Genomic DNA, 21,930 nt, shown 5'->3' with positions numbered 1-21,930 from the left:
GAAGACCACCACCCTCCCCACCCTCCCACCGGAGCCACCCGATGAACGACGACCCCACCTACGACATCCCCGACGAGGCCACCACCGCGGGCATGCGCGCCCTCCTGCACGCCGTGCGCGAGGGCCACGGGCAGGCCGTCCCCGCACTGCTCGCCCCCCTCCCCGACGCCGAGCGGCGTCGGTGCCTGCCGGTACTCAAGACATGGCGCAGGGCCGCGCGCGACAACTGGGACGTCGGCCACAGGGCCATGCGCGCGGCGTTGCTGTACGCCGGTGCGGGGTGCAGCACGGGTGCGGCGGCCGCGGCACAGTGGATCGCCGGTGCCGATCCGCGCTGGGTCGGCAACCGCGACGACGCGCTGGTCGTCTCCGTGATCGCCCATCGCGGGCCGGAGTGGCTGGCCCAGGTCGTCCGCCGGCTCGCGGAACGCCGCACGGTGGCGCAGGATGAGTATCCACTCATCGCCGCTATGGCGCGCACGGCGGGCTGCGAGCTCCCCACGACCGACGGCATCGTCCTCGGCTGGGAGCGGCAGGTCTGGGGCCGGGGCCGCCGGCCGGTCGAGGACAGCCTCCGCGACGACCCGCTGCTGACCGCGATGGTGCCGCGGCTGTTCGAGGTCCCCGAGGGGGGATCGGGTCTCGTGGACTCCTGGCCGGGGGAGCCGTCGGCGTGGGCCACCGCGCTGGCCGCGCTCACCGCGGACGGGTTGCTCGACCGCGGGATGATGGTCGACGGCTGCCTGTCGCGGCTGCTGCGCGAGACCCGGCCCGGCCTGGTGCGGGGCTTCCTCGTCCTGCTGGACGAGCTCTGCCCGACCGAGGACGAGCACGCCCGGCACCTCCTCACCTGGGTGGGCATGCTGCCCCACGCGCACCCGCAGACGGCGGCGCGCGCCCAGCAGGCGCTGGCCGCGCTGGACGAGGCCGGCCGGTTGGCCGACGAGCACCTGGTCGAGGCGTCGCGGGCCGCCCTGGTCCGGCCCGAGAAGAAGATCGTGCGGGCGCAGCTGGCCCTGCTCGACGCGGCGATGAAGCGCGACCGGTCGCGAACGAATGCGCTGCTTCCCGTGGCCGCCGAGGCGTTCGGTCAGGAGGAGCACAGCCTCCAGGAGCGAGCCCTCGCCCTGGCGGTGCGCCATCGCCGGCACGCGGACCCCGCCGTCCTCGCCGAACTGGCCGCGAGCGCCGGGCCGCTCGCCGCGGACCTGCGCCGGCGGGCAGAGGAGGCGTTCGGCACCGCCCCACCCGGCGCGACGGCGGAGGCGGCCGGCGTCCCGGTGCCCGCGGAGTCCCCGTTGCCTCCCGCGCCGGTGCCTGAGCGTCTGGCGCCGCCTCCGCTCACCGCCGCCGAACTCGCCGAGGACGTGGCGGTGGTGCTGCACAGCGGCGGCACCCCCGCTCAGGAGGAGAGGGTGCTCAACGGTCTCGTGGTACACGCCCGCGCCGACCTGGCGGGCCTGCGCGCCGCCCTGGAACCGGTCGCGGCACGCCAGAACCGGCTCCGGGGAAGCGGGGCGCACGCCATGGACGGGCTGTGGTCCGTCGTCTACGCCGTCGTGCACGGCTTCGCTCAGCGCGATCCCGATGTCGTCCGCTCCTGGACGGAGGAGGACCAGTGCCCGCACTCGGCGCTCCACTCGGTCCCCTTTGCGCGCTGGGCCGAGATCGCGCTGCGGATACTCGACGACCCCCTGCCGTTCCTGCTGGCCACGCCCACCTGGTCGACGGGGGCCATCGACCCGGCCGACCTGGTGGAGCGGCTGGCGGCCTACGAGCGCTCCGGCATCGAACCCGGCCCGGCCGACTTCCGGCAGGCGCTGCTGCGGCTGGACCGCGAGGCGTCGCCGGAGACGCGCACGGCCGCGGAGCGGTTGACGTCCCCGGCGGGGAAGCGGCTCGCGGAGTGGCTCGCCTCGGGCGGGCTGCCCGACCCTGTCGCCACACGCGGCGTCGAGCCGCTCCGGCTGCGGTCGCCCCGCCCGGGCGTGCTCGTCCGCACCGAGGCCTTCCCCGGGCACGAAGCATGGCCCGAGCCGTTCCGGTCCCTGCTCGCCGAGCACGATCCCATCGCGCACCCGTGCAGGTGTGAGCGCGGAGGGGCCTGCACCGCGCTCGCGCTGGCGGTCCTGCCGCAGCACCGCGAGATCATCGCGGGACGCATGCTGGTGTCGTTCTCGATCGGCGCCGAGTTCGACCACATCGAGGAGTACGCGCCCGTGCTGCCCGCCCTGGCCGAGTCGGGCGGCCCGGCCGGGCCCGCGACCCACCTCCTCGTGGCCTACGGCCTCGGCGGCCGGCGCTTCGAGTCGCAGATGTACGCCGTGGACGCGCTGCTCACCCTGGCCGCCCGGGGTCAGCTCGACGCGGCCCGCCTCGGCGCGGACCTCGCCGATCTCACCGCCCTGCGCCGGCTCAAGACGCAGCGCTGGGTGGCGGCCCTGCGCGAGGCCTCCCGCGCCAGCGCGCACGTCCTGGTGTGGTCGGTCCTGTCGGGGTCGCTGGCCGTCATGCTGCGAGGCGAGCCGCCGCACGGCACCTCGGCCGTCCTCACGCTGGCGGCGGACTGCGCCGAACTCTGCGGAGCCCAGGCCCAGGGCGCCGAGATCCCGGGCATCGCCGAGCTGGCGTCCCGCGCGGGCTCCTCCCAGCTGATCAAGCAGGCACGCCGCATCCGGGACATGACCGCACCGGCGGTGACCACCCGGTAGGCCGACGGGTTCACCCGGCGCCGCGGCCGCCACCGCCCTCGTGCGGCGTACCGGCGTCGTGTGGCGCACGGAACACCAAAGCCCTGGAGCGAATCGCAGGCCTTTGAGGTGCGCATTTCCGGTATCGAATCCGGCCCCGGCCTCCTTGTCGGTGCCTCCCGATTACCGCCACCCCACTCGAGTGTTCTTGATCACATTCTGCTGATCTTGAGTGTGCCGTAGAGGCACGGTCTTTCCTGGATCCCGTCGCCGCGCCGCCGAGAGGCCGTCCTACCTCTTTTCGGCACACGTGATCACCCGAGGGATTGGTGTCAATGGGAGAGACCACGGAAAATCGGTCGGCCAAGGGCGCGTCCGGGGTACTCAAACCGGACGAGCCCTTTGGATATCTGGAAACGCTCGCCGGGAATACGCGGTCATGGAATGCCGACGGCGAAAGGGAACGTCCCCCACCGGCCCGAACTCCGTGGCGCGCCGCCCAGGCGACACCGGCCCTGGCGGGCCTACGGGAAAGCATCGACGCCGTATTGGCGGAATTCCTGCGTGAGAAGGCCGCCGTCGCGGAGCGGGAGCACCTGCCTGGATCATTCGTTCAGGTCGTGGCCGACTTCCTGGCCGCCGGCGGCAAGCGGCTGCGGCCGCTGCTGTGCATCACCGGCTGGCACGCCGCCGTCGGCGAGCGGACTCCGCCGCCGGCCGTCATCCGGGTGGCGGCCGCGCTGGAGATGTTCCACGCCGTCGCCCTCATCCACGACGACGTCATGGATCAGAGCTCGCTGCGTCGAGGCGAGCCGACCGTGCACCGCGCCCTGACCGGTCAGCGCATCGCGTCGGGTGACAGCCACGAGTCGGCCGAGCGGTTCGGGGTCGGCGGCGCCATCCTCGTCGGCGACCTCGTGCTGACCTGGTCCGACGAACTCGTCCACACCGCGGACCTCACACCCGGCGAACTCTCCGGGCTGCTGCCCCTGATCGACATGATGCGCGCGGAGGTCATGTACGGGCAGTACCTGGACCTCGCCGCCACCGGTTCGCCCACCGATGATGTCGAGCAGGCGCTGACCATCGCGCGGTACAAGACCGCCAAGTACAGCGTCGAGCGGCCCCTGCACATCGGCGCCGTCCTCGGCGGGGCCGGCCACGACCTCCTCGACGCGCTGACCGACTACGCGCTGCCGCTCGGCGAGGCGTTCCAGCTCCGCGACGACCTGCTCGGCGCGTTCGGGGACTCCGCCGCGACCGGGAAACCGCGCATGGACGACCTGCGCGACGGCAAGCACACCGCGCTCGTCGCCCTCGCTCTGCGCGCCGCTTCGGGACCCTCCGCCGACCTGCTGCGCGATCTGCTCGGCCGGCCCGACCTCACCGATGCCCAGGCCGAGCGGGTCCGGGCCGTCCTGATCGCGACCGGCGCCCGGGACGACATCGAGGACATGATCGCCCGGCACCGGGACCGCATCGGCGAACTGCTGTCCGCCCGCGGTGCGATCCACCCGGGCGCCCTGCCCGTCCTGCACCACCTGGCGGACTCCGCCACCCGGCGCAGCGCGTGATACCGGCCTGAATCCGCAGCCACCTTCACCTCCCTCCCTCATCCGCGGAAGTAGGAGCGTATGCCAGTCATCGATACCGTGCCGACCGCGCCGAAAGCGCTTCCCCTGCTCGGCCACAGCCTGCCTTTGCTGAGGGACCCGCAGAAGTTCCTGGGTTCTCTGGCCCCGGTCGGCGACCTCGTGCGAATCCGGGTGGGCCCCATCGGAATGGTCGTGGTCTGCGACGCGGACCTCACTCAGCGGGTTCTTCGCGACGATCGCACGTTCGACAAGGGCGGGGTGCTCTTCGACCGCGTCCGCGAAGTCCTGGGCAACGGTCCGGGGTCGTGCCCGTACCAGGGGCACCGGCGGCTGCGGCGGCTGCTCCAGCCCGCCTTCCACGGGGCGCGGCTGCCCGCCTATGCCGAGGTGATGAGCGACCATGTCGAGGAGGTGGTGGACTCCTGGCGCGACGGGCAGGTCGTGGACGTGCCCGGCGAGATCATGCGGGCGACCAACAGGATCCTGATGACCGCCGTCTTCTCCGACACCCTGCCCGACGAGACGCTCGAGCAGATGATCGGCGATGTCGGGGTGGTCTTCGAAGGCTTCTACCGGCAGATGTTCATGCCGGAGTGGCTGACCCGGCTCCCGGTGCCGGGGAACCGGTCGTTCCTCAAGGCGAAGGAACGCCTCACCACGACCACCCACGAGATCATCGCGCGCCGTCGTGCCAGCGGCGCCGATCACGGCGATCTGCTGTCCGCCCTGGTGTCGGCCCGTGACGCGGAAAGTGCCAACGAACGCCTCAGCGACGACGAGATCTCCGACGCCGTCATCTCGTTCCTGTTCGCCGGAGGCGAATCATCGGCGACCGTCGTCGCCTGGGCACTGCACGCTCTCGGCCAGAACCCGGAGGCGCAGCGGCTGCTGCACGAGGAGGTCGACCAGGTCCTCGCCGGTCGCACCGCCACCTACGACGATGTGCCCCGGCTGGAGTACACCGACCGCGTCGTCAAGGAGACCCTGCGGCTGTACTCGCCCGGCTGGTTCCTGACGCGGAAGTCGACCGCCGACGCCACCTTGGGTGAGCACAGGATTCCCGCCGGCACCACCATCGCCTACAGCCCCTACATCGTTCACCGCAGCGCCGAGCACTTCACCCGGCCCGCCGCCTTCGACCCCGGAAGGTGGGACGCGTCCGACGGCAGGCGATTGCCGCCCCGCCAGGCGATGGTCCCGTTCGGCAGCGGGGCACGCAAATGCATCGGTGACAAGTTCGCCACCGTTGAGGCGGTCATCACCCTGGCGACCATCGTCGCCCGGTGGAAGCCGGAGCCCGTTCCGAACGTCAAGGTCAGGGCCGCTATCGGGAGCGTGATGACGCCGCGCCGGCTGCCCATGCGCCTCGCCGCCCGGAAGGTCGCGGCCCGGTGAGGTCCCTGGACACCGACGGCTACGCAAGAGACCGCGAGGAGCTCGCCATCAACACGGGAGAAGCCGCAATGCATCCGCGTCCGACGTCGCTGGCGCAACTACGGCACAGCCTGACGCCGGTGGAACGCGCCACGGAAAGCCCGCACTACTGGGAGGTGCGCAACAGTGATTTCTACCCGACCGTCTTCGCCCGCGGGCGGTTCCCGCAGGCCGACGAGCCGAGGATCATCGCCGCGGACTACGTGCAGTGCGCGGCGCTGTGCTGGCCCGCATGCGGCCCCGCGGCACTGTGGGACTTCTCGGCGATCAGCCTGACCTTCGTCGAACGCGACGACGTCATCGACGCCGACGGCGATCACGATGTGCTCGGGATGCTCAAGGCGTGCATCGCGGATGCGGAGTCGGGCTTCACCAGCACGAACGAAGAACTGTTCGGTCCACTCATGAAGCTCGTCTGGGACCGGCTGCGCGGCTACGTCCCGCCCGCGCAGCTGGACCGCCTCACCAGCGCGGTACTCGACTATTTCCACGGCTGCCTCGAAACCGCCGAACGGCGCACGGCCGCGGAAACCTACGACGATCTCGACGCATACCTCCGGGCCCGGCGCCGCACCATCGGGCAGGCCATCGACCATGTCCTCATCGAAATCAGTCTGGGTATCGACCTTTCCACCGAATTGGACAGACCTCTCCTGAAGGCCCTCCACACGTGCGACATCGACCGGGTCGTCCTCCTCCAGGACCTCCAGTCCCTGCACAAGGAGATCCTGGCCGGTGAAGGAGAGGAGAACGCCGTGAGCGTCATCGCCCGCAGCCGCGACATCACCACGATAGAGGCCGCGAAACTGACGATCGAGCTCTTCCAGGCCACCGTGGAACGGCATTGCGAGCTGTCCGACCGGCTGATCGAGGAGACCGGCGGCGGCATCTCCCCGTATGTAAACGGGATGAACCGATTCGCCGCCGGACTCATTTCCTGGAACGCGAGGTCCCCGCGCTACGCCGGAGAAAGCGCGTGAGCCAGGACGTCCCGATCCGGCTGAAGAAGAAAGGCGATGCACGATATGGCTGCCGCTCCCACCAACGGTTCCGGATCCCCGACGACGACCGCGGCCGGCGCCGGGCCGGGGCGGCTCCTCGTCGCATCCGAACTGCTCGTCGACGGTCGTAGGATCGACTGCCCTGCCGCCGCGCTGCTGGCCGGCGACCTGCGCCGCCGCGGGGCCCAGGCGGACATCGCCGCCCTACGGCCGGCGGATTGCGGCCGAGAGGCGGCGGTCGCCCTGGTGACCTCCGGCGATGGCGAGCTGGGCCTCGCGATCGCCGCCGTCGACGGCGACCGGGCGCTGGCCGCCGAGGTCATCGGCTCCTGGCGGAGTGTCGCGGGGCCGCGCACCGTCCTGCTGGCGAGCCCCCGCTCGTTCTGCGCGGGGGTGGAGCGGGCGATCGAGATCGTCCTGAGGGCGCTCGAGACGCGGCGGGCGCCGGTCTACGTCCGCAAGCAGATCGTGCACAACACCCACGTGGTCAAGGACCTGGAGCGCCGGGGTGCGCGTTTCGTCGACGAACTCGATGAGGTTCCGGACGGCGCCACCGCGGTCTTCTCCGCGCACGGGGTCTCTCCCGCCGTACGCGCGGAGGCGAGCGCCCGCGGCCTGGATGTGCTCGACGGCACCTGCCCATTGGTGACGAAGGTGCACGCCGAGGCGCGGCGCTACGCGGGCCGAGGGGACACCGTGGTCCTCATCGGCCACGCCGGCCACGAGGAGGTCGACGGCACCATGGGCGAGGCCCCTGAGGCGACGGTGCTGGTCGAGAATGTCGAGGACGTCCGGCGGCTGGAGGTCACGGACGTCGGCAAGGTCTCCTATCTCACCCAGACGACGCTCGCGGTGGACGAGACCGCCGAAGTGGTGGACGCGCTGCGCACCAGGTTCCCGGCGCTGCGGGAGCCCGCGTCGGAGGACATCTGCTACGCCACCACCAACCGGCAGGATGCGCTGCGGCGGGTGGCCGCCGACACCGACCTGGTACTGGTGGTCGGATCGCAGAACTCGTCGAACTCCGTGCGCCTCGTCGAGCTGGCACGGCGCCAGGGGAGGCCCGCGCACCTGATCGACAGTGCCGCGGATATCCGGCCCGAATGGCTGGCGGGAGCGGCCACCATCGGCGTCAGCGCCGGGGCATCGGCCCCGTCCGAGCTCGTGTACGAGGTGATCGCCGCGCTCGGCGGTCTCGGCGAGGTCACCGTGGAGGAGCGCGAGACGGTGCGCGAATCCATCCACTTCGGACTCCCCGCGGCACTGCGGGACGGCTGAGCGCCGGCCCGGGATGATCGCCGCGGGGGCACGGGGCGCGGCCGGTACAGTGGGCCGCTCCCCTCCCCTACTCGGCAAGGGACCACATGTCGGAAGCGGCCATCACGCCCCACGAACGGGCCACTCGCAGCCCACTGGCCTACCTGGGGGCAGCACTCGCCGCCGGCCTGCTCGTCGGCCTGGCGACCTCCTTCGGCCAGGGCCTGCTCCCGGACCACCTCAACTCGCTCGCCAACTCCTCCGGGTCGTGGAGCCTGATCGCCTTCCTGGTGGCGACGGCCTGTCCGCGGCCGCGTGTCGCCGCCGCGATGGGCGTGCTCGCGCTGCTCGCGATGGTCGCCGGCTACGACATCGCCTCCGGACTCCGCGGCTACGCCACGTCGCTGGGCGCCTCGGCCTTCTGGCTGGTCGCCGCCGTCGCGGTGGGCCCCTTCCTCGGCCTGGGCGGCAGCGCGGTGCGCACCCGTTCCCAATTCGCGCCGGCCGCGATCGGCGCGATGAGCGGGGTACTCGTGGGCGAGGGCGCCTATGGCCTCACCGTCATCGCGGACACGACCTCGCCGCCGTACTGGTGGGGGTCGATCGCCGTGGGCGCAGGCATGCTCGGCTGGGCCATCGTCCGCCGGTTCCCGGCCTGGCGCCCCGCCCTGGTGGCGACGGGGGTCACGGCGCTCATCGCCGGCGGGTTCGTCGCGGCCTACACCGCGGCCCCACTCCTGCTCATGTCCTTCTGACCCGAGCCGGCGGCCCGGACCGCCGTCGGCGTCGCGCCTCGTCGTGCGCCGCGCGGAAGAGTCCTGTGTCCGCGGCGACAGTGGACTGTGGCGGCGCGGCGGAAACAAAACCGACGGGCACCGCGTCCTACGGGTGCCCGTCCGTGACACCGTGGTCACCCACGGCCTGCGTTCCGCCCCGCTGCCCCATCCCAGAGGAGAAGCCGTGTCCGACGCGATGGTCACGATCGAAACCGAGTTGGCCAAAGCGATCGTCCAGACCATGGTCGGGGGCCTCACCGAGCTGGTGAAGAAGGTGCCCGCGCTGTTCCGGCGCAGGGGCCGGGCCGGGGAGCAGGCGGCCGGCGCCGAGCTCGAACGTTCCACCGCCGCCCTCGAAGCCGCGGCCGAGCCCGATCTGGAACGGGAGGTGATCCGGCAGGAGGCGACCTGGGAGACGCTCCTGCGCGGACTCCTCGCCGAGCACGATGACGTTCGGGCCGCCATGGAAGGGCTTCTCACCGAGCTGCGGGACGGGCGGTCCGCGGCAACGGATCCCGGGCCGGGACCGCAGGTCGTGTCGGGCGGCGGTCATGACGCCGTTCAGCAGGTCCAGGCCGGCCGCGACGCGTTCGCGGCGGGGCGCGACCAGAACTTCGGATTCGGGCCCGGCCGGCGCCCGTGAACACGCCGGCCGGCCTCCCGCCCAGGGGCGAGGGGTATGTCGGTGCCGGCAGGGACGCCTACGTCGCAGGCCGCGACCAGCACTTCCACGTCCGGCTCGTGCTCTCGGTCCACGGGGTCGCGTTGCTGCTGACCCTCCTCATCGCCCTGGCGATCGGCCTGATGGTGGTCGCGTCGGGCATGGACGGCCTCTCGGGTCCGCTGCGGATCCTGGAAGCCGTCCTCGCATTGCTCGCGGCCGTGGCCGCAGCCGTGATCGCCGCCGTGGAGCTGTGGACGCGGCACCGGCCCGGGGACCGGTACGGCCACGGGGACCTCGCCCGGCTCAAGACGAGCCTCGCGCGCCAAGTCCACGACGAATGGACCCGCGAGTGGCACACCCGGATGCGGTTCCCACCCCTTACGGTGGAGTGGTCCATCCCCGATGAACTCGCCTCGGCTACGGCAGGCCTGGACTTCCCCCGGACGGGCCGGGCCGCCGACATACTCGCCACGTTCCGGAAACTGCCGCCCACCGCGCAGCGGCTCGTGATCACCGGTGACGGCGGTTCCGGCAAGACGATCCTGGCACTGCGGTTCACCCTGGAGCTGATCGAATCCGTGCCCGCCTGGGCCGTGGCCACCCCTGTTCCGGTGTACCTGCCCGCGGCGCTGTGGGATCCGACCGCTCAGGACTTCCGTGGCTGGCTGGCCGAGCGCATCACCCAGGACTACACGGGCTTCGACACCGTCGTCATCGATGACGCGGACGACCAGCCCAAGTCGATCGCGCAATTCCTGGTCGACCGCGGCGCGGTGCTGCCCGTCCTCGACGGTCTCGATGAGATGGGGCCGCGCAACCTGGCGGCCGAGGCCCTGGTCAGGATCGGCGCGCCGTACGTGCTGACCAGCCGCGTCACCGAGTTCACGGCCGTCGTCGAGTGGCTTCGGCAGAACCACCTGGGGTTCGACCGCACCCCGATCGTCCGGCTGCGCCCGCTCTCGGCCGACGAAGCGGTGGTCGACTACATCAGCGCGGGGGCGCCGCCGCGGCACGCCCCCGCCTGGGATGATGTCAGGGACCGGCTGCGCGGCTCACCGGACGGCCCACTGGCTCGGGCGCTGAGCACCCCGCTCATGGTGGCGCTGGCGCGCAGCGTCCACGGCCCCGCCGACCGGAGCCCCGAGCCGCTGCTGCGGACGGCCGACGTCGAGGCGCACCTGCTGCACGCGTTCTTCGGGACCGTCTATGACGACCGATTATGGTCGGCGGACCAAGAGCTGCGGGAACGGGCTCGCCCCTACCACCGGGGCGATGCTCCGCTCCGGTGGCTGGGCTTCCTCGCCTCCCGTATGGGACGGGCCCACCGGGCCACGCTGGCGTGGTGGGAGTTGCGGTGGTTCGCCGCCCCGTTCGGGGTCGAGGCGGGCTGGGGAGCCGCGGTCGGTGTGGCCCTGGCTCTGCTGGTCGCCCCGCTGGGGTGGCGCGGGCTCGGGCTCGTGGCCGGGCCGGCCCTCGGGCTGCTGTTCGGTGTCGGATTCGACCTCGCCTACGCCAGCGTGCGCCGGGCGTGGTCTCCGCAGCGCTCGGTCGGCGGATTCCGTGCCGCGGTCGCCCCGGCGACGATCGGACGATGGCTCGCCACGGGGTACCTGGTCCTCGCGTTCGCCCTGGCGGCGGGATCGGGGCTGCTGGCCCTCGCCGGTGCCGCCGGCCGGTGGTCGCCGCCTGCTGCGCCACCGGTCGACCCGCGCGCGTCCGCTCTGGGGCTGCTCATCGCCGTCACCGTCGCGATCGCCGCGGGAATCGTGATCGGCCTGGTGGCCGGGGTTCTGCTGAGCCGCCCGAAGGTGGAGGTCCGATTCGCCACGGTGCGGGCCGCCACCCCCGCGAGCACCCTGGCCCGGGATCGGGTCGCGAGCCTCGCCCTGATGGCGATGTTCGGTGTGGCCGTCGCCTTCTGCTCGGGCGCCGGCGCGACGCTGGCGTTCGGTGGTGACCTCGTCATGGGCGGGTGGACGGCCGGAACCGCGCTGGTCCCGGGCGGCGTCGCGGCCGCGATGATGTTCACCGCGTGGACGCCCTATGTCCCGGTGCGATTGTGGCTCGCCGCCGGCGGCAGCCTGCCGCTGCGCCTCGGCACCTTCCTCGCCGACGCCCACCGCTGGGAGGTACTCCGCCAGATCGGGGCCCACTACCAGTTCCGGCACGACGCGCTGCTGCGGTACCTGGAACATCACCAGGAGACCCCCGACCGGCCGCCGCGCGACCGACCCGACGCGACCTAGCGACGCCGCGGGTCGGTCGTGGGTCAGCGCAGGACGGTGTCCCCCTTCGGGCCGCGCAGGACGGCCTCCAGGACCGGTTCCGGGCCCTCGTCGAGGGTCAGTCGCACGCCCAGTGCGGCCAGCGACCGTCCCACCGCCTTGGGGTCGGGGTGCTCGGCGCGCACGGACACCAGTTCCAGGGTGGGCAGGTCGCCCAGGCCGGGCTGTGGGGTGGCGCCCCAGTCGATGAGGAAGGGCACCGGCGCCGGGTAGGTCCGGTCCTCCCGTTTGGCCAGTGACCAGTGCAGTTCGCCGCCGTCAGGTGTGGCCCGCGACCACGGCTTGGGGTCGCCCGGGTCGTAGCCCGCTGCACGGGCGCGGGCCACCGCGTCGTCCAGGTCCCGCACGCCCACCGCGAAGGTGGCCAGGTGCGGTCGCTCCAGGTGGGCCAGGCCGAACACCGGCACCGGGCCGGAGCCGGCCCGCTGCGGGTCGGGGCCGATGATCTCCAGGTAGTGCGGTGCCCGCTCCCCATTGCGGGTGAGCGCCACCAGGGTGTTGGCGCTGCCCACCGGGTGCCGCCCGCCCGGTTTCGGGCGCACGCCGGTCAGCTCCTCGAATGCGGCCGAGGCCGCCTCCAGGTCGGGCACCGCGTAGACCAGGTGGTCGAGCGTTTCGGGAAAACCCATTCATCTCACCTTTCCGTCGGAGCGTACGGGCTCCCCCTGGGGAGCCCTCGGGCCGGTCGGCCCGGTCGGTGCAGGGGCGTGCCGGACGCTGCCGGTGGCCGCCTGGTGGCCGGGGATGGCGTCGATGAGCGCTCGGGTGTAGTCGTGGCGGGGGGCGGAGAAGACGTCCCCCACCGGCCCGGACTCCACCGCTCGGCCCCGGGTCATCACGGTGACGGTGTGCGCCAGGCGCCGCACGACCGCCAGGTCGTGGGAGATGAACAGGTAGGTGGTGCCCAGTTCGTCCTGGAGGCGTTCGAGCAGGTCGAGAATGCGCGCCTGGACGGTGACGTCCAGGGCGGAGACGGGTTCGTCGAGCACCACCACATCGGGGCGCAGCACCAGGGCGCGGGCGATGGCGACGCGCTGGCGCTGCCCGCCGGACAGCTCCCGGGGGCGGTGGCCGCGCAGGTGGCCGGGCAGGGCCACCCGGTCCAGGAACTCCTCGACGGTGGCGGCGCGTGCGCCGCGGTCGCCGATGCCGTGGTTGCGCAGGGGTTCGGCGACGATGTCGCGCACGCTCCGGCGGGGGTCCAGCGACCCGTAGGGGTTCTGGTACACCAGTTGCAGGTTGCGCCGCAGCTCGCGCAGGTCGCGGCGGGACAGGCCGGCGAGGTCGCGGCCGGCGACGGTGACGTGCCCGGAGGTGGGCCGGGTCAGGCCCATGACGACGCGGGCGGTTGTGGTCTTGCCCGATCCGGACTCGCCGACGAGGGCGTGGGTGGTTCCGGGGGCGACGGTGAAGGAGACGCCGTCGACGGCGCGGAAGGGGTCGCGGCGGGAGCCGAAGTCCTGGACGAGGTCGCGGACGTCGATCGCCGGCCGGAGCTGCGATGCGGCCGGTGCGGGGGTGGGCCCCGCATCGGTGCGGGACGGCGCGTGGATCCCTGTTCGCCCGTCCGTGGCGGCCGGCGCGCGGCTGCGCCCGGCCGCCGTGAGGGACGGGGCGTCGGCCAGCAGGGTGCGGGTGTAGTCGTCGGCGGGCCGGGTGAGGACGGTGGCCGTGGGTCCGCTCTCGCGCACCCGGCCGTCCTTGAGGACGACGACCCGGTCGGCGCGGTCGGCGGCCACCGCCAGGTCGTGCGTGACCAGCAGGACCGCGGTGCCGTCCTCGCGGCGCAGGTCGTCGAGCAGGTCCAGGACGGTCCTCTGGACGGTGACGTCCAGGGCGCTGGTGGCCTCGTCGGCGATGACCAGGTCCGGGCGCAGGGCGATGGCCGCGGCGATGAGGACGCGCTGGCGCATCCCGCCGGAGAGCTCGTGCGGGTACTGGCGGGCGCGGCGCACGGGGTCGGGGATGCCCACGCGTTCCAGCAGCTCCAGCACCCGGGCGCGGACGCGGCGCCGGTCGCCCCACCGGTGGATGTCCAGCGCCTCGGCAAGGGTGTCGCCGATGCGCTTGACGGGGTTGAGGGAGTCGCCGGGGTCCTGGGGGACCAGGCCGATGCGGGCGCCGCGCACCGCCTCCATGCGCCGCTCCCCCCACGCGGTGATGTCGGTGCCGTTGAGGAGGATCCGGCCGCCCAGGACGCGGCCGTTTCCGGGCAGCAGCCCGATGACGGACTGGGCGGTGGTGCTCTTGCCGGACCCGGATTCGCCGACGACGGCGACGACCTCGCCGGGGTCCACGGTGAGCGATACCCCGTGCAGGACGCGGGTCTCGGTGGTGCGGCCGGTGTAGGCGACGGACAGGTCCTCGACCGCCAGCACGGGCGTGCCGGGGTCGGGCGCGGCGATGTCGGCGGCGGTGGGGTGTGCGGTGCGGGTCATGGTGTCCCCCGTCGTGCGATCGCGGCGCTGATGCGGTTGGCGGCGAGGACGACCGCGACCACGACGAGGCCGGGCAGGGTCGTCAGCCACCAGGAGGTGGCGACGTAGTCGCGTCCCTCGGCGATCATCAGCCCCCATTCGGGGGTGGGCGGGGGCGCGCCGTAGCCGAGGAACCCCAGGGTGGAGATGGCGAGGATGGCGGTGCCGAATTGCAGGGCCGCCAGGGCCGCCACGGAGGTCATCGAGTTGGGCAGGACGTGGCGCACCAGAACGGCGGGCAGGCGGCCGCCGGAGACGAAGGCGGCCTCGACGTAGTCGGTGCGGCGGACCCGGATCACCTCGGATCGGGCCAGGCGGGCGAAGGCGGCGACCCCGGCGACGCCGACGGCGACGGCGATCTGGGTGGTGCCGAAGCCCAGGACGATGACGACGCTGAGCGACAGCAGCAGGGCGGGGACGGCCAGGAGCACGTCCACGATGCGCATGAGGACGTCGTCGACGATGCCGCCGACGGCCCCGGCGGTGGCGCCGATGAGGGTGCCCAGGACCAGGCCGACGGTGACGGCGACCAGGGCGCCCGACAGCGAGTGGACCGAGCCGTGCACAACGCGGGTGAACACGTCGCGGCCGGTGGCGTCGGTGCCGAACCAGTAGTGGGCGCCGGGCGGGTGCAGGGCGTCGGCGGCCACGCCGGTGGTGGGGCCGGCGGAGGTGAACAGGCCCGGGGCCAGCGCCCAGGCGACCGCGACCGCGATGACGGCGATCGCGAGCACGGTGGCGGGTTCCCAGCGGCGCAGGCGCCGCCACAGCGGCAGCGGGGTCCGGTGGGGTGCGGAGGGGGTGGGGTGGTTCATGCGGTGGCGCCCGCCTTGTTCCTCAGACGTGGGTCCAGTACCGGGTAGAGCAGGTCGACGATCAGGTTGATGAGGACGAACACGGTGGCGGCGAGCAGGACGACCGCTTGGAGGACCGCGACGTCCTGCTGGGCGACGGCCTGTTCGGTGAGGCGGCCGATCCCGGCCCGGCCGAAGACGGTCTCGGTGACCACGGCGCCGCCGACGAGTTCGCCGAACAGCACCCCGGCCATGGTGAGGGTGGGCGGCAGGGCGTTCTTGGCGACGTTGCGCCACAGCACGCGGGAGCGGCTCGCGCCGCGGGCGCGCACCACGGTGACGAAGGGGCGGGTGTGCACGTCGTCGATGCTGCGGGTGAGGATCTGGGCCAGGGGTGCGGCGATGGGCACGGCGAGGGTGAGCACCGGCAGGATCAACCCCTCCACCGGGCCGGGGCGCACGACCGCGACCAGGCCCAGCTGGAAGGAGAACACCTGGACGAGGACGATGCCCAGCCAGAACACCGGCACCGAGACGAACAGGGACGGCACGGCACGTAGCGAGCCGCGGATCCAGGCCAGGCGCGGGTAGGTGGACAGGAACGCGATGGCCGCGGCGAGCAGGGCGGCGGCGGCGAAGCCGAGGACGGCGAGCAGCAGGGTGTGGGGCAGCGCTTCGGCCAGCAGCAGCCGCACGGGGGTGCCGGTCTGCACGGAGTGGCCGAAGTCGCCGCTCAGGAACCCGAGCAGGGTGTGCAGGTACTGCTGGTACAGCGGGGCGTCGACGCCGTAGGCAGCGCGCAGGGCGGCGATCTGCTCGGGGGACAGCCCCAGTTCGGGGTTCTCGAACTTGATCATGACGGCGTCGCCGGGCATGGCCTGGAGCAGGATGAAGGCGGCGGTGAACGCGGCGAGCAGGACCACGAGGGCCTGCCCGGACCGCCGTAGAGCGTGGTTCAATCCGACCTCTTCGGATGTGTGTGGTGGCGGGTGGCGGGGCCCGCCCCGGAGACCGGGGCCGGGGCGGGCGCGGGGTCAGTCCGCCAGCCACGCCTCGTGGAAGGCGGGCCGGCCCACCGACTCGAAGGCGAGGCCGTGCACGTAGGGTGCGCTGCCGTAGACCTGGGGCTCTTCGAACAGGGGGATGACGTAGGCCTGTTCGGCCAGGTACTCCTGGACGGCGGCGGAGGCGGCGTCGCGTTCGCCGGGGTCGGGGGTGGAGGCCACCTCTTCGAGGAGTTCCTCCAGTTCCGGGTCCTCGATGGAGTCGTCGCCGGGGTCGCGGTTGAGGAGGGTGTTGCGGTTCTGCGAGTGGAACTGGCTCTTGATGACGTCGAGGTCGGCGCGCCCCACCATGGAGTGGTAGATCTGCACCTGGTCGGGGTCGTTGATTGCTTCGGCGTAGGTCCCCGCGTCGGCGGTGAGGATCTGGAGGTCCACGCCGATCCCGGCGAGCTGCTGGCTGATGAGGGTGAGCGCCTCGAATGAGCGGGGCTGGGGTGCGGCCTCGTTGACGACGAGGGTCAGCGGGGTGCCGTCCTTTTCGCGGATCCCGTCGGGGCCGGGGGTCCACCCGGCCTCCTCCAGCAGGTCGGCGGCGCGTTCGGGGTCGTGCTCCAGGTGCTGCGACTGGTCGGTGTAGCCCAGGGCGGTGCTGCTGAGGATGGAGGTGGCCACCGGGTAGCGGTCGGTGTAGACGGTGTCGACGACCTCCTGGCGGTCGATGCCGGCGATGAGCGCCTGGCGGACCCGGATGTCGGAGAGGATCTCGTTGCCGAAGCGCAGCCCCAGGCTGTTGTTGACCCCGTTGGTCTGGGGCGCGTGGACGCTGAACCCGGCCTCTTCGACCTGCTCCTCGTCCTGGGCCTCGACGTAGCGGACGACGTCGGCCTGCCCGGAGGTGAGGGAGCCCACGCGGACGCTGTCCTCGGGGGTGACGCTGATGAGGATCTCGTCGAGGTGGGCGCGGCCCTGGTTGTCACTGCCGGGCGGGGCCCAGGCGTAGTCCTCTCGGGCGGTGAGGGTGAGCTCGGTGCCGACCTCCTCTTCGGTGATGACGAAGGGGCCGGTGCCGATGATCTCGGTGGAGTTGCCGGGGCCGAAGTCCTCGAAGGCCCGTTCGAGGGTCTCTGCGGAGAGGATGCCGGAGTTGATGGTGGAGGTGGCCTGGAGGAAGCCGGGCGAGGGCTCCTTGAAGTGGAAGCGCACGGTGGTGTCGTCGACGACCTCGCTGCGCTCGTAGTTGTTGATCGCCTCGGAGACGATGAGGGCGCGGTCCTGGTCGCCCAGCCCGTAGAGGTCGAAGTTCGCGGCGACGACCTCGGCGGTCAGGGGTGAGCCGTCGGAGAAGGTGACGTCGTCGCGCAGGGTGAAGGTGTATTCGGTGGCGTCGTCGTTGACCTCCCAGTCGGTGGCCAGCCAGGGCTCCAGCTCCAGGGTCTCGGGGTCCTGGTGGACGAGCCGGTCGGTGATGTTGTTGACGAGTCCGCCGTTGGGGTAGAAGCCGGCCGAAGGCGGATACAGGCTGTCGTGGGCCTGGTGTTCGAGGTAGACCAGGCTGCCGCCGGTGACGGGCTCGCCGTCTGCGCCGGCGGAGGAGTCCTGACCGCAGCCGGTGAGCGCCAGGACGGCGAACGCGGCCACCAGGGCCAGGGCGCGGACCGACGTGGTGGAGTGGGACACGTTCTTCCTCTCAGGGGGAGGGCCGGCGCGGGCGACCGTTCGCGGGGGCGAGGCAGGGTACGGGGGGCGCTTGCGTCCGTCGGGCGGGCCGGCGGGCGCCTGGTCGCGCTCGGGAGCACCCCACCGCCGCACGAGGGTTGCTGTTCCGCCCGCCGAGCCGGACAGCGGAACTCTGGACCACGAGCAGAAAACATACCATATGGGTAGGAAAAATAGGTTTTCGGCTCGGTGTCACGTTCCGGCGGGACGTATCCGGAGCCGGTTCACGGCGCCGTCGAGGCCGATGACGGCGCCGCGTTCGCCGCCGGCGATGAGCGAAGGGGCGCAGGTGGCCCCGCGGACACAGCGCGCGGCGGCCCATCGGGTGACCCTGAAACCGACAATCGTTTGCCACCCGCGCCGGAGCCCCGGCTCCGGAGCGGGCCCTCCGGGGAAGGCCGTATGCCACCATGAGGGGACACCGACCTTGACGAGGAGAACCGTGGCCCCCGAGGAGCACCACAGCGCGGCGCGACGCTCGAACGGCAACCGGAAGCCACACGCCACCATCTACGACATCGCCCGGCATCTCGGGGTGAGCCCCTCGACGGTGTCGCGGGCGCTCAACAAGCCGGGGCGGATCAACGCCAAGACCGAGCAGCGGATCCGCGAGGCGGCCGCCGAGCTCAACTACCGCCTCAACCCCATGGCGCGGGCGCTGCCCACCGGGCGGACCAGCACCATCGGGCTGATCCTCTCCGACATCACCAACCCGGTCTACTTCACCCTCGTGCGCGGCGCCGAGCGCATCGCCGCGGCCGCGGGCTACACGCTGGTCCTCGCCGAGTCGCAGGAGTCCGTCGAGCTGGAGGCGCAGACGGCCGAGCGGCTCCTGCTGTCCGTCGACGGGCTGGTCCTGGTCTCCTCCCGGATGGACGACGACCACATCGAGGCGCTGGCCGACCGCAAGCCGCTCATCACCGTCAACCGGCGGGTGGGGGCGGTTCCGGGGATCGTGCCCGATGTCGTGCCCGGCATCCGCGACGCCCTGGACCACTTGGCGTCGCTGGGCCACCGGTCCATCGCCTTCCTGTCGGGGCCCGGCGTGTCGTGGATGAACGAGCTCCGCTGGAACACGCTGCTGGACGAGGCGCCCGAGCGCGGGATGGCGATCGTGGAGATCGGCCCCAACGACCCGACCCGCGACGGCGGCCGCGCGGCGCTGCGCCGGGTCCGGGCGTCGGGGGTCACCGCGGTGGTGACCTACAACGACCTGATGGCCATCGGCCTGCTCGACGCCTACCGCGGCGCCGGCATGGACATCCCCGGCGACCTGAGCATCGTGGGCTTCGACGACATCTTCGGGTCGGACTTCACCTCCCCGCCGATGACGACGATCCGGACCCCGCTCGACCTCGCGGGCGAGGAGGCGGTGCACCGGCTGATCGCCACCACCGCCGAGGACGCCGGGGAGGCAGGGCAGGCCGGTGCCCCGGAGCCCCGGCGGGTCGGCACCGAGTTCATCCTGCGGGGGTCGACGGCGGCCCCCGGCCGCTGACGGCGTCGACGGATCGGGCGGCGAGCGGTTCGAGACGCCGGGGCCGGCTCATCCGGGCAGGGGGCGGCGGTCCGAGAGGGAGCCGGGTCCGCCTCGGAGGGTCGTGCCGTCGGGGAAGCGGACCTCCGCCGCCGACCCCGGGGGCACGTCGACGGTGATCGCGAGGTCGCCGTCCTCGATGCGCCAGCCGACGGTGATGGTGCCCTGGGGGCTCTCGAACGTGCCGCGCGCCCAGGTGAGCGAGGGGTCCACGGCCGGGGCGACGGTGAAGGACTCCCACGCCACCGACCCCGGTGCCTGCCGCAGCCCGAGGGTGTGGGTGTGCAGGAAGCCCACGACCGCCCCCTTGCTGTAGTGGTTGAGCGACGCGGTGGCGGTTCCATCGGCGTCGACGCCGTCCCAGTCCTCCCAGATGGTGGTCGCGCCGCGGTCGAGCATGCCGAGCCAGGACGGGGAGGTCCGCTGGTGCAGCAGCGCGTAGGCGGTGTCGGCGTGGCCGGTGTCGGCGAGCACGGGCAGCAGGTCGGCGGTGGAGAGGAACCCGGTGCCCAGGTGCCCGCCGGCCTCGGCGATGAGCGCCACCAGGCGGTCGGCGGCGCGCGCCCGCAGGTGGGTCGGCACCAGGCCGAAGGCGAGGGCGCGCACGTGGGCGGCCTGCGTGTCGGGGGTGATGCGCCCCTGCGGGTCGCAGAACTCGCTTCGCCACGCCGCCCGCACCTGCTCGGCGATCGCGCTGTAGCGCCCGGCGTCGCCGGAGCGGCCCAGGACGCCGGCGATCGCGGCGAGGGTCTGCACGGAGCGGAAGAGGTAGGCGGTGCCGACCTCGCCCTTGTCGGCCAGGTACCAGGCGCGGGGGTCGGCCTGGATCGGGTCGATGAGGGAGCCGTCGGCCGCGCGCTTCTTGGGCTCCAGCCACTCCCCCCAGTGGAAGGAGCCGTCCCAGATGAACTCCTCGTGCGGCAGCGGCTGCGCCGAGCGCTCGATCCGCGAGGGGTGGCGGGCGGTGCGCGCGGTCGTCAGCGCCCATTCCACCCAGCGCACCATGGCGTCCCAGTTCTCGGCGAGGACCGCGTGGTCGCCGTAGGTCTCGTACATCACCCAAGGCACGAGCACGATGGCGTCGCCCCAGCCGGCGGAGCCGGTGATCCCGTCGGCCAGCGGATCGTCGCGGTGGACCTTCCGCCGTGCCGGGTCGGGTGCGATGTTGGCGATGCGGCCGTCGTCGAGCTGGTCGTCGCGGACCGAGCGCAGCCACTTGCGGCTGAAGCCGGCGACGTCGTAGAGCCGGGCGGCGGTGGGGGCGAAGACCTGGTAGTCGCCGGTCCAGCCGGCCCGTTCGCGGGTCGGGCAGTCGGTGGGGACGTCGACCGCGTTGCCGCGGAAGCTCCAGTCGGCCGCCGCGTGGAGGCGGTCCAGGTCGGGGTCGCTGCACGCGAAGGTCGCGGTCCGGCGCAGGTCGGTGTGGACGACCTGCATGGTGAGGGCCGAGGGGTCGAGCGGCGCCCCGCCCCGGGTGAGGCGGGCGTAGCGGAACCCGTGGACGGTGTGGCGCGGCTCGAACACCTCCCCGGGCTCGCCTGACGCGATCACCTCGTCGCGCTGGACGAAGCGGAAGGGCGGTTCGCCGGGCCGCATGCTGTCGAGGTGGGTGGTGGTCAGGTCGCCGTCGGTGTCGAGGTGCTCGCCGTGGTCGATCACGGTGCGGGTGCCGGCCGGGCCCGGGTCGCGCAGGGTGATCCACCCGCTGGCGTTCTGCCCGAAGTCGGCGATGTGGGCGCCGCCGGGCAGGCGGGTCACCGAGCGGGGGGCGATCTGCTCGATGCGGCGGACCGGCGGCGCCGGTGACCAGCCGATGGGCGGTGCGATGACGGCGTCGATGCGGACCGGGCGCTCGCCGGTGGGCGCTGCGGTGCGGTCGGTGGTCTGGCCGTCCATGAGGTCGGCCCGGGTGATGTCGCCGGTCCGGAAGGTCCAGTCCGAGCCGGTGCGGATGGTCTCCGCGGTCCCGTCGGTGTAGCGAAGGTGGAGTTCGAGGCGGGCCGCGGTCGTCGTGCCCCAGGTGGCGGGGGTGCGCCAGGGGCCGGTCCGGCCGCGGTACCAGCCGTCGGAGAGGATCACCTCCAGCAGGTTGGTGCCCGGCCGCAGCGACGCCGCGACGTCGGCGGCCTGTGCGTAGAGCGTGTGGGCGTAGGAGGTGGAGCCGGGGGCGAGTTCGGCGGTACCGGCGCGCTCGCCGTTGACGAACGCCTCGTACACGCCCAGGGCGGTGGAGTAGAGCCGCGCCCTGGCGACCTCGCGCCGCACCTCGAAGCGCCCGGTCAGCACGTAGGCGGGGCGGGTCCCCGGATCCGGGACCGCGTCCTCGTGCGGCGAGATCCACCGGGCCGACCAGTCCTCGTCCCACAGCCCGGCCTCGAACGCGTGCCACGCCGACCACCCCGATACCCTGCCGGCCGCGCGCACACGCACGCCCCAGGTGACCTCTTCGCCGCTGCGCAGCGGCCGCCACGGCCACTCCACGAACAGGTGACGGGACGAGGATGCGCCGGCCGGCGGCCGGCCGGCGCCGTCGATGCGCGCCCGCAGCTCGTAGCCCTCCTGGCCGCTCCACCCGGGCGGGAGCTTCCAGGACAGCATCGGCCGGGGCCCGGAGACCGGGAACCGGTCGCCGCCGCTGTCGGTGCGGAGGTCGTGGGGCGGGGGCTCCATCTGTGCTCCTCGGGGGGGTCGGGGCGGTCG

15 protein-coding genes and 1 riboswitch are annotated in these 21,930 nt (G+C 72.9%); of the genes, 9 read left to right on the top strand and 6 right to left on the bottom strand.

What is annotated here, in order from left to right:
• Positions 1-41 precede the first annotated feature (41 nt).
• The 8 genes from ACFOVU_RS13665 to ACFOVU_RS13630 all read left to right on the top strand — a co-directional run bounded on the left by ACFOVU_RS13665 (position 42) and on the right by ACFOVU_RS13630 (position 11,663).
• The gene (locus tag ACFOVU_RS13665) at positions 42-2,711 is read left to right on the top strand and encodes a DUF6493 family protein (RefSeq protein ID WP_378533507.1); all 2,670 of its coding nucleotides are present in this window, start codon (positions 42-44) and stop codon (positions 2,709-2,711) included.
• Between the two features lie 527 nt (positions 2,712-3,238).
• On the top strand, positions 3,239-4,264 hold the full coding sequence (locus ACFOVU_RS13660) for a polyprenyl synthetase family protein (RefSeq protein ID WP_378533505.1): 1,026 nt from the start codon (positions 3,239-3,241) through the stop codon (positions 4,262-4,264).
• 60 nt (positions 4,265-4,324) lie between these two features.
• Entirely contained in the window at positions 4,325-5,680 is a 1,356-nt protein-coding gene (locus ACFOVU_RS13655; RefSeq protein WP_378533503.1) for a cytochrome P450, read from the top strand.
• Complete coding sequence (locus ACFOVU_RS13650; protein ID WP_378533501.1) at positions 5,677-6,699, top strand: terpene synthase family protein; 1,023 nt, start codon at positions 5,677-5,679, stop codon at positions 6,697-6,699. Before ACFOVU_RS13655 ends, ACFOVU_RS13650 begins: the two co-directional genes overlap by 4 nt.
• Before the next feature lie 36 nt (positions 6,700-6,735).
• Complete coding sequence (gene ispH, locus ACFOVU_RS13645) at positions 6,736-7,998, top strand: 4-hydroxy-3-methylbut-2-enyl diphosphate reductase (RefSeq protein WP_378533499.1); 1,263 nt, start codon at positions 6,736-6,738, stop codon at positions 7,996-7,998.
• 86 nt (positions 7,999-8,084) lie between these two features.
• On the top strand, positions 8,085-8,732 hold the full coding sequence (locus ACFOVU_RS13640; RefSeq protein ID WP_378533497.1) for a DUF6518 family protein: 648 nt from the start codon (positions 8,085-8,087) through the stop codon (positions 8,730-8,732).
• Between the two features lie 205 nt (positions 8,733-8,937).
• Positions 8,938-9,396 carry a hypothetical protein gene (locus ACFOVU_RS13635; protein ID WP_378533495.1) on the top strand — a complete coding sequence of 153 codons (459 nt, stop codon included), beginning with the start codon at positions 8,938-8,940 and terminating at the stop codon, positions 9,394-9,396.
• Complete coding sequence (locus ACFOVU_RS13630; protein WP_378533493.1) at positions 9,393-11,663, top strand: hypothetical protein; 2,271 nt, start codon at positions 9,393-9,395, stop codon at positions 11,661-11,663. The genes ACFOVU_RS13635 and ACFOVU_RS13630 overlap by 4 nt, the downstream gene beginning before the upstream one ends.
• A 23-nt stretch (positions 11,664-11,686) precedes the next feature.
• Here ACFOVU_RS13630 and ACFOVU_RS13625 read toward each other — a convergent pair whose 3' ends face one another.
• The 5 genes from ACFOVU_RS13625 to ACFOVU_RS13605 form a co-directional block, all read right to left on the bottom strand.
• Positions 11,687-12,331, bottom strand: coding sequence for a VOC family protein (locus tag ACFOVU_RS13625; protein WP_378533491.1), 645 nt, complete (start codon positions 12,329-12,331; stop codon positions 11,687-11,689).
• The gene (locus tag ACFOVU_RS13620) at positions 12,332-14,140 is read right to left on the bottom strand and encodes a dipeptide ABC transporter ATP-binding protein (RefSeq protein WP_378533489.1); all 1,809 of its coding nucleotides are present in this window, start codon (positions 14,138-14,140) and stop codon (positions 12,332-12,334) included. It abuts the gene before it with no gap.
• Complete coding sequence (locus ACFOVU_RS13615) at positions 14,137-14,994, bottom strand: ABC transporter permease (RefSeq protein ID WP_378533486.1); 858 nt, start codon at positions 14,992-14,994, stop codon at positions 14,137-14,139. Before ACFOVU_RS13615 ends, ACFOVU_RS13620 begins: the two co-directional genes overlap by 4 nt.
• The gene (locus tag ACFOVU_RS13610; protein WP_378533484.1) at positions 14,991-15,932 is read right to left on the bottom strand and encodes an ABC transporter permease; all 942 of its coding nucleotides are present in this window, start codon (positions 15,930-15,932) and stop codon (positions 14,991-14,993) included. Before ACFOVU_RS13610 ends, ACFOVU_RS13615 begins: the two co-directional genes overlap by 4 nt.
• 75 nt (positions 15,933-16,007) lie before the next feature.
• Positions 16,008-17,654, bottom strand: a complete 1,647-nt coding sequence (locus tag ACFOVU_RS13605) for a TIGR04028 family ABC transporter substrate-binding protein (RefSeq protein WP_378533482.1) — start codon at positions 17,652-17,654, stop codon at positions 16,008-16,010.
• Between the two features lie 61 nt (positions 17,655-17,715).
• Positions 17,716-17,833: riboswitch (SAM riboswitch) on the bottom strand.
• 287 nt (positions 17,834-18,120) lie between these two features.
• On the opposite strand from ACFOVU_RS13605, the gene ACFOVU_RS13600 reads away from it, so the two are divergent.
• Positions 18,121-19,191, top strand: a complete 1,071-nt coding sequence (locus ACFOVU_RS13600; protein ID WP_378533480.1) for a LacI family DNA-binding transcriptional regulator — start codon at positions 18,121-18,123, stop codon at positions 19,189-19,191.
• A gap of 48 nt (positions 19,192-19,239) precedes the next feature.
• Here ACFOVU_RS13600 and ACFOVU_RS13595 read toward each other — a convergent pair whose 3' ends face one another.
• Positions 19,240-21,900 carry an alpha-L-rhamnosidase gene (locus ACFOVU_RS13595; RefSeq protein WP_378533478.1) on the bottom strand — a complete coding sequence of 887 codons (2,661 nt, stop codon included), beginning with the start codon at positions 21,898-21,900 and terminating at the stop codon, positions 19,240-19,242.
• Positions 21,901-21,930 lie beyond the last annotated feature (30 nt).

Origin of the sequence: Nocardiopsis sediminis (genome assembly GCF_042650565.1) — a bacterium.
In the GTDB taxonomy this organism is placed as follows: domain Bacteria; phylum Actinomycetota; class Actinomycetes; order Streptosporangiales; family Streptosporangiaceae; genus Nocardiopsis_B; species Nocardiopsis_B sediminis.
This window is presented reverse-complemented; position numbering and strand designations above follow the sequence as displayed.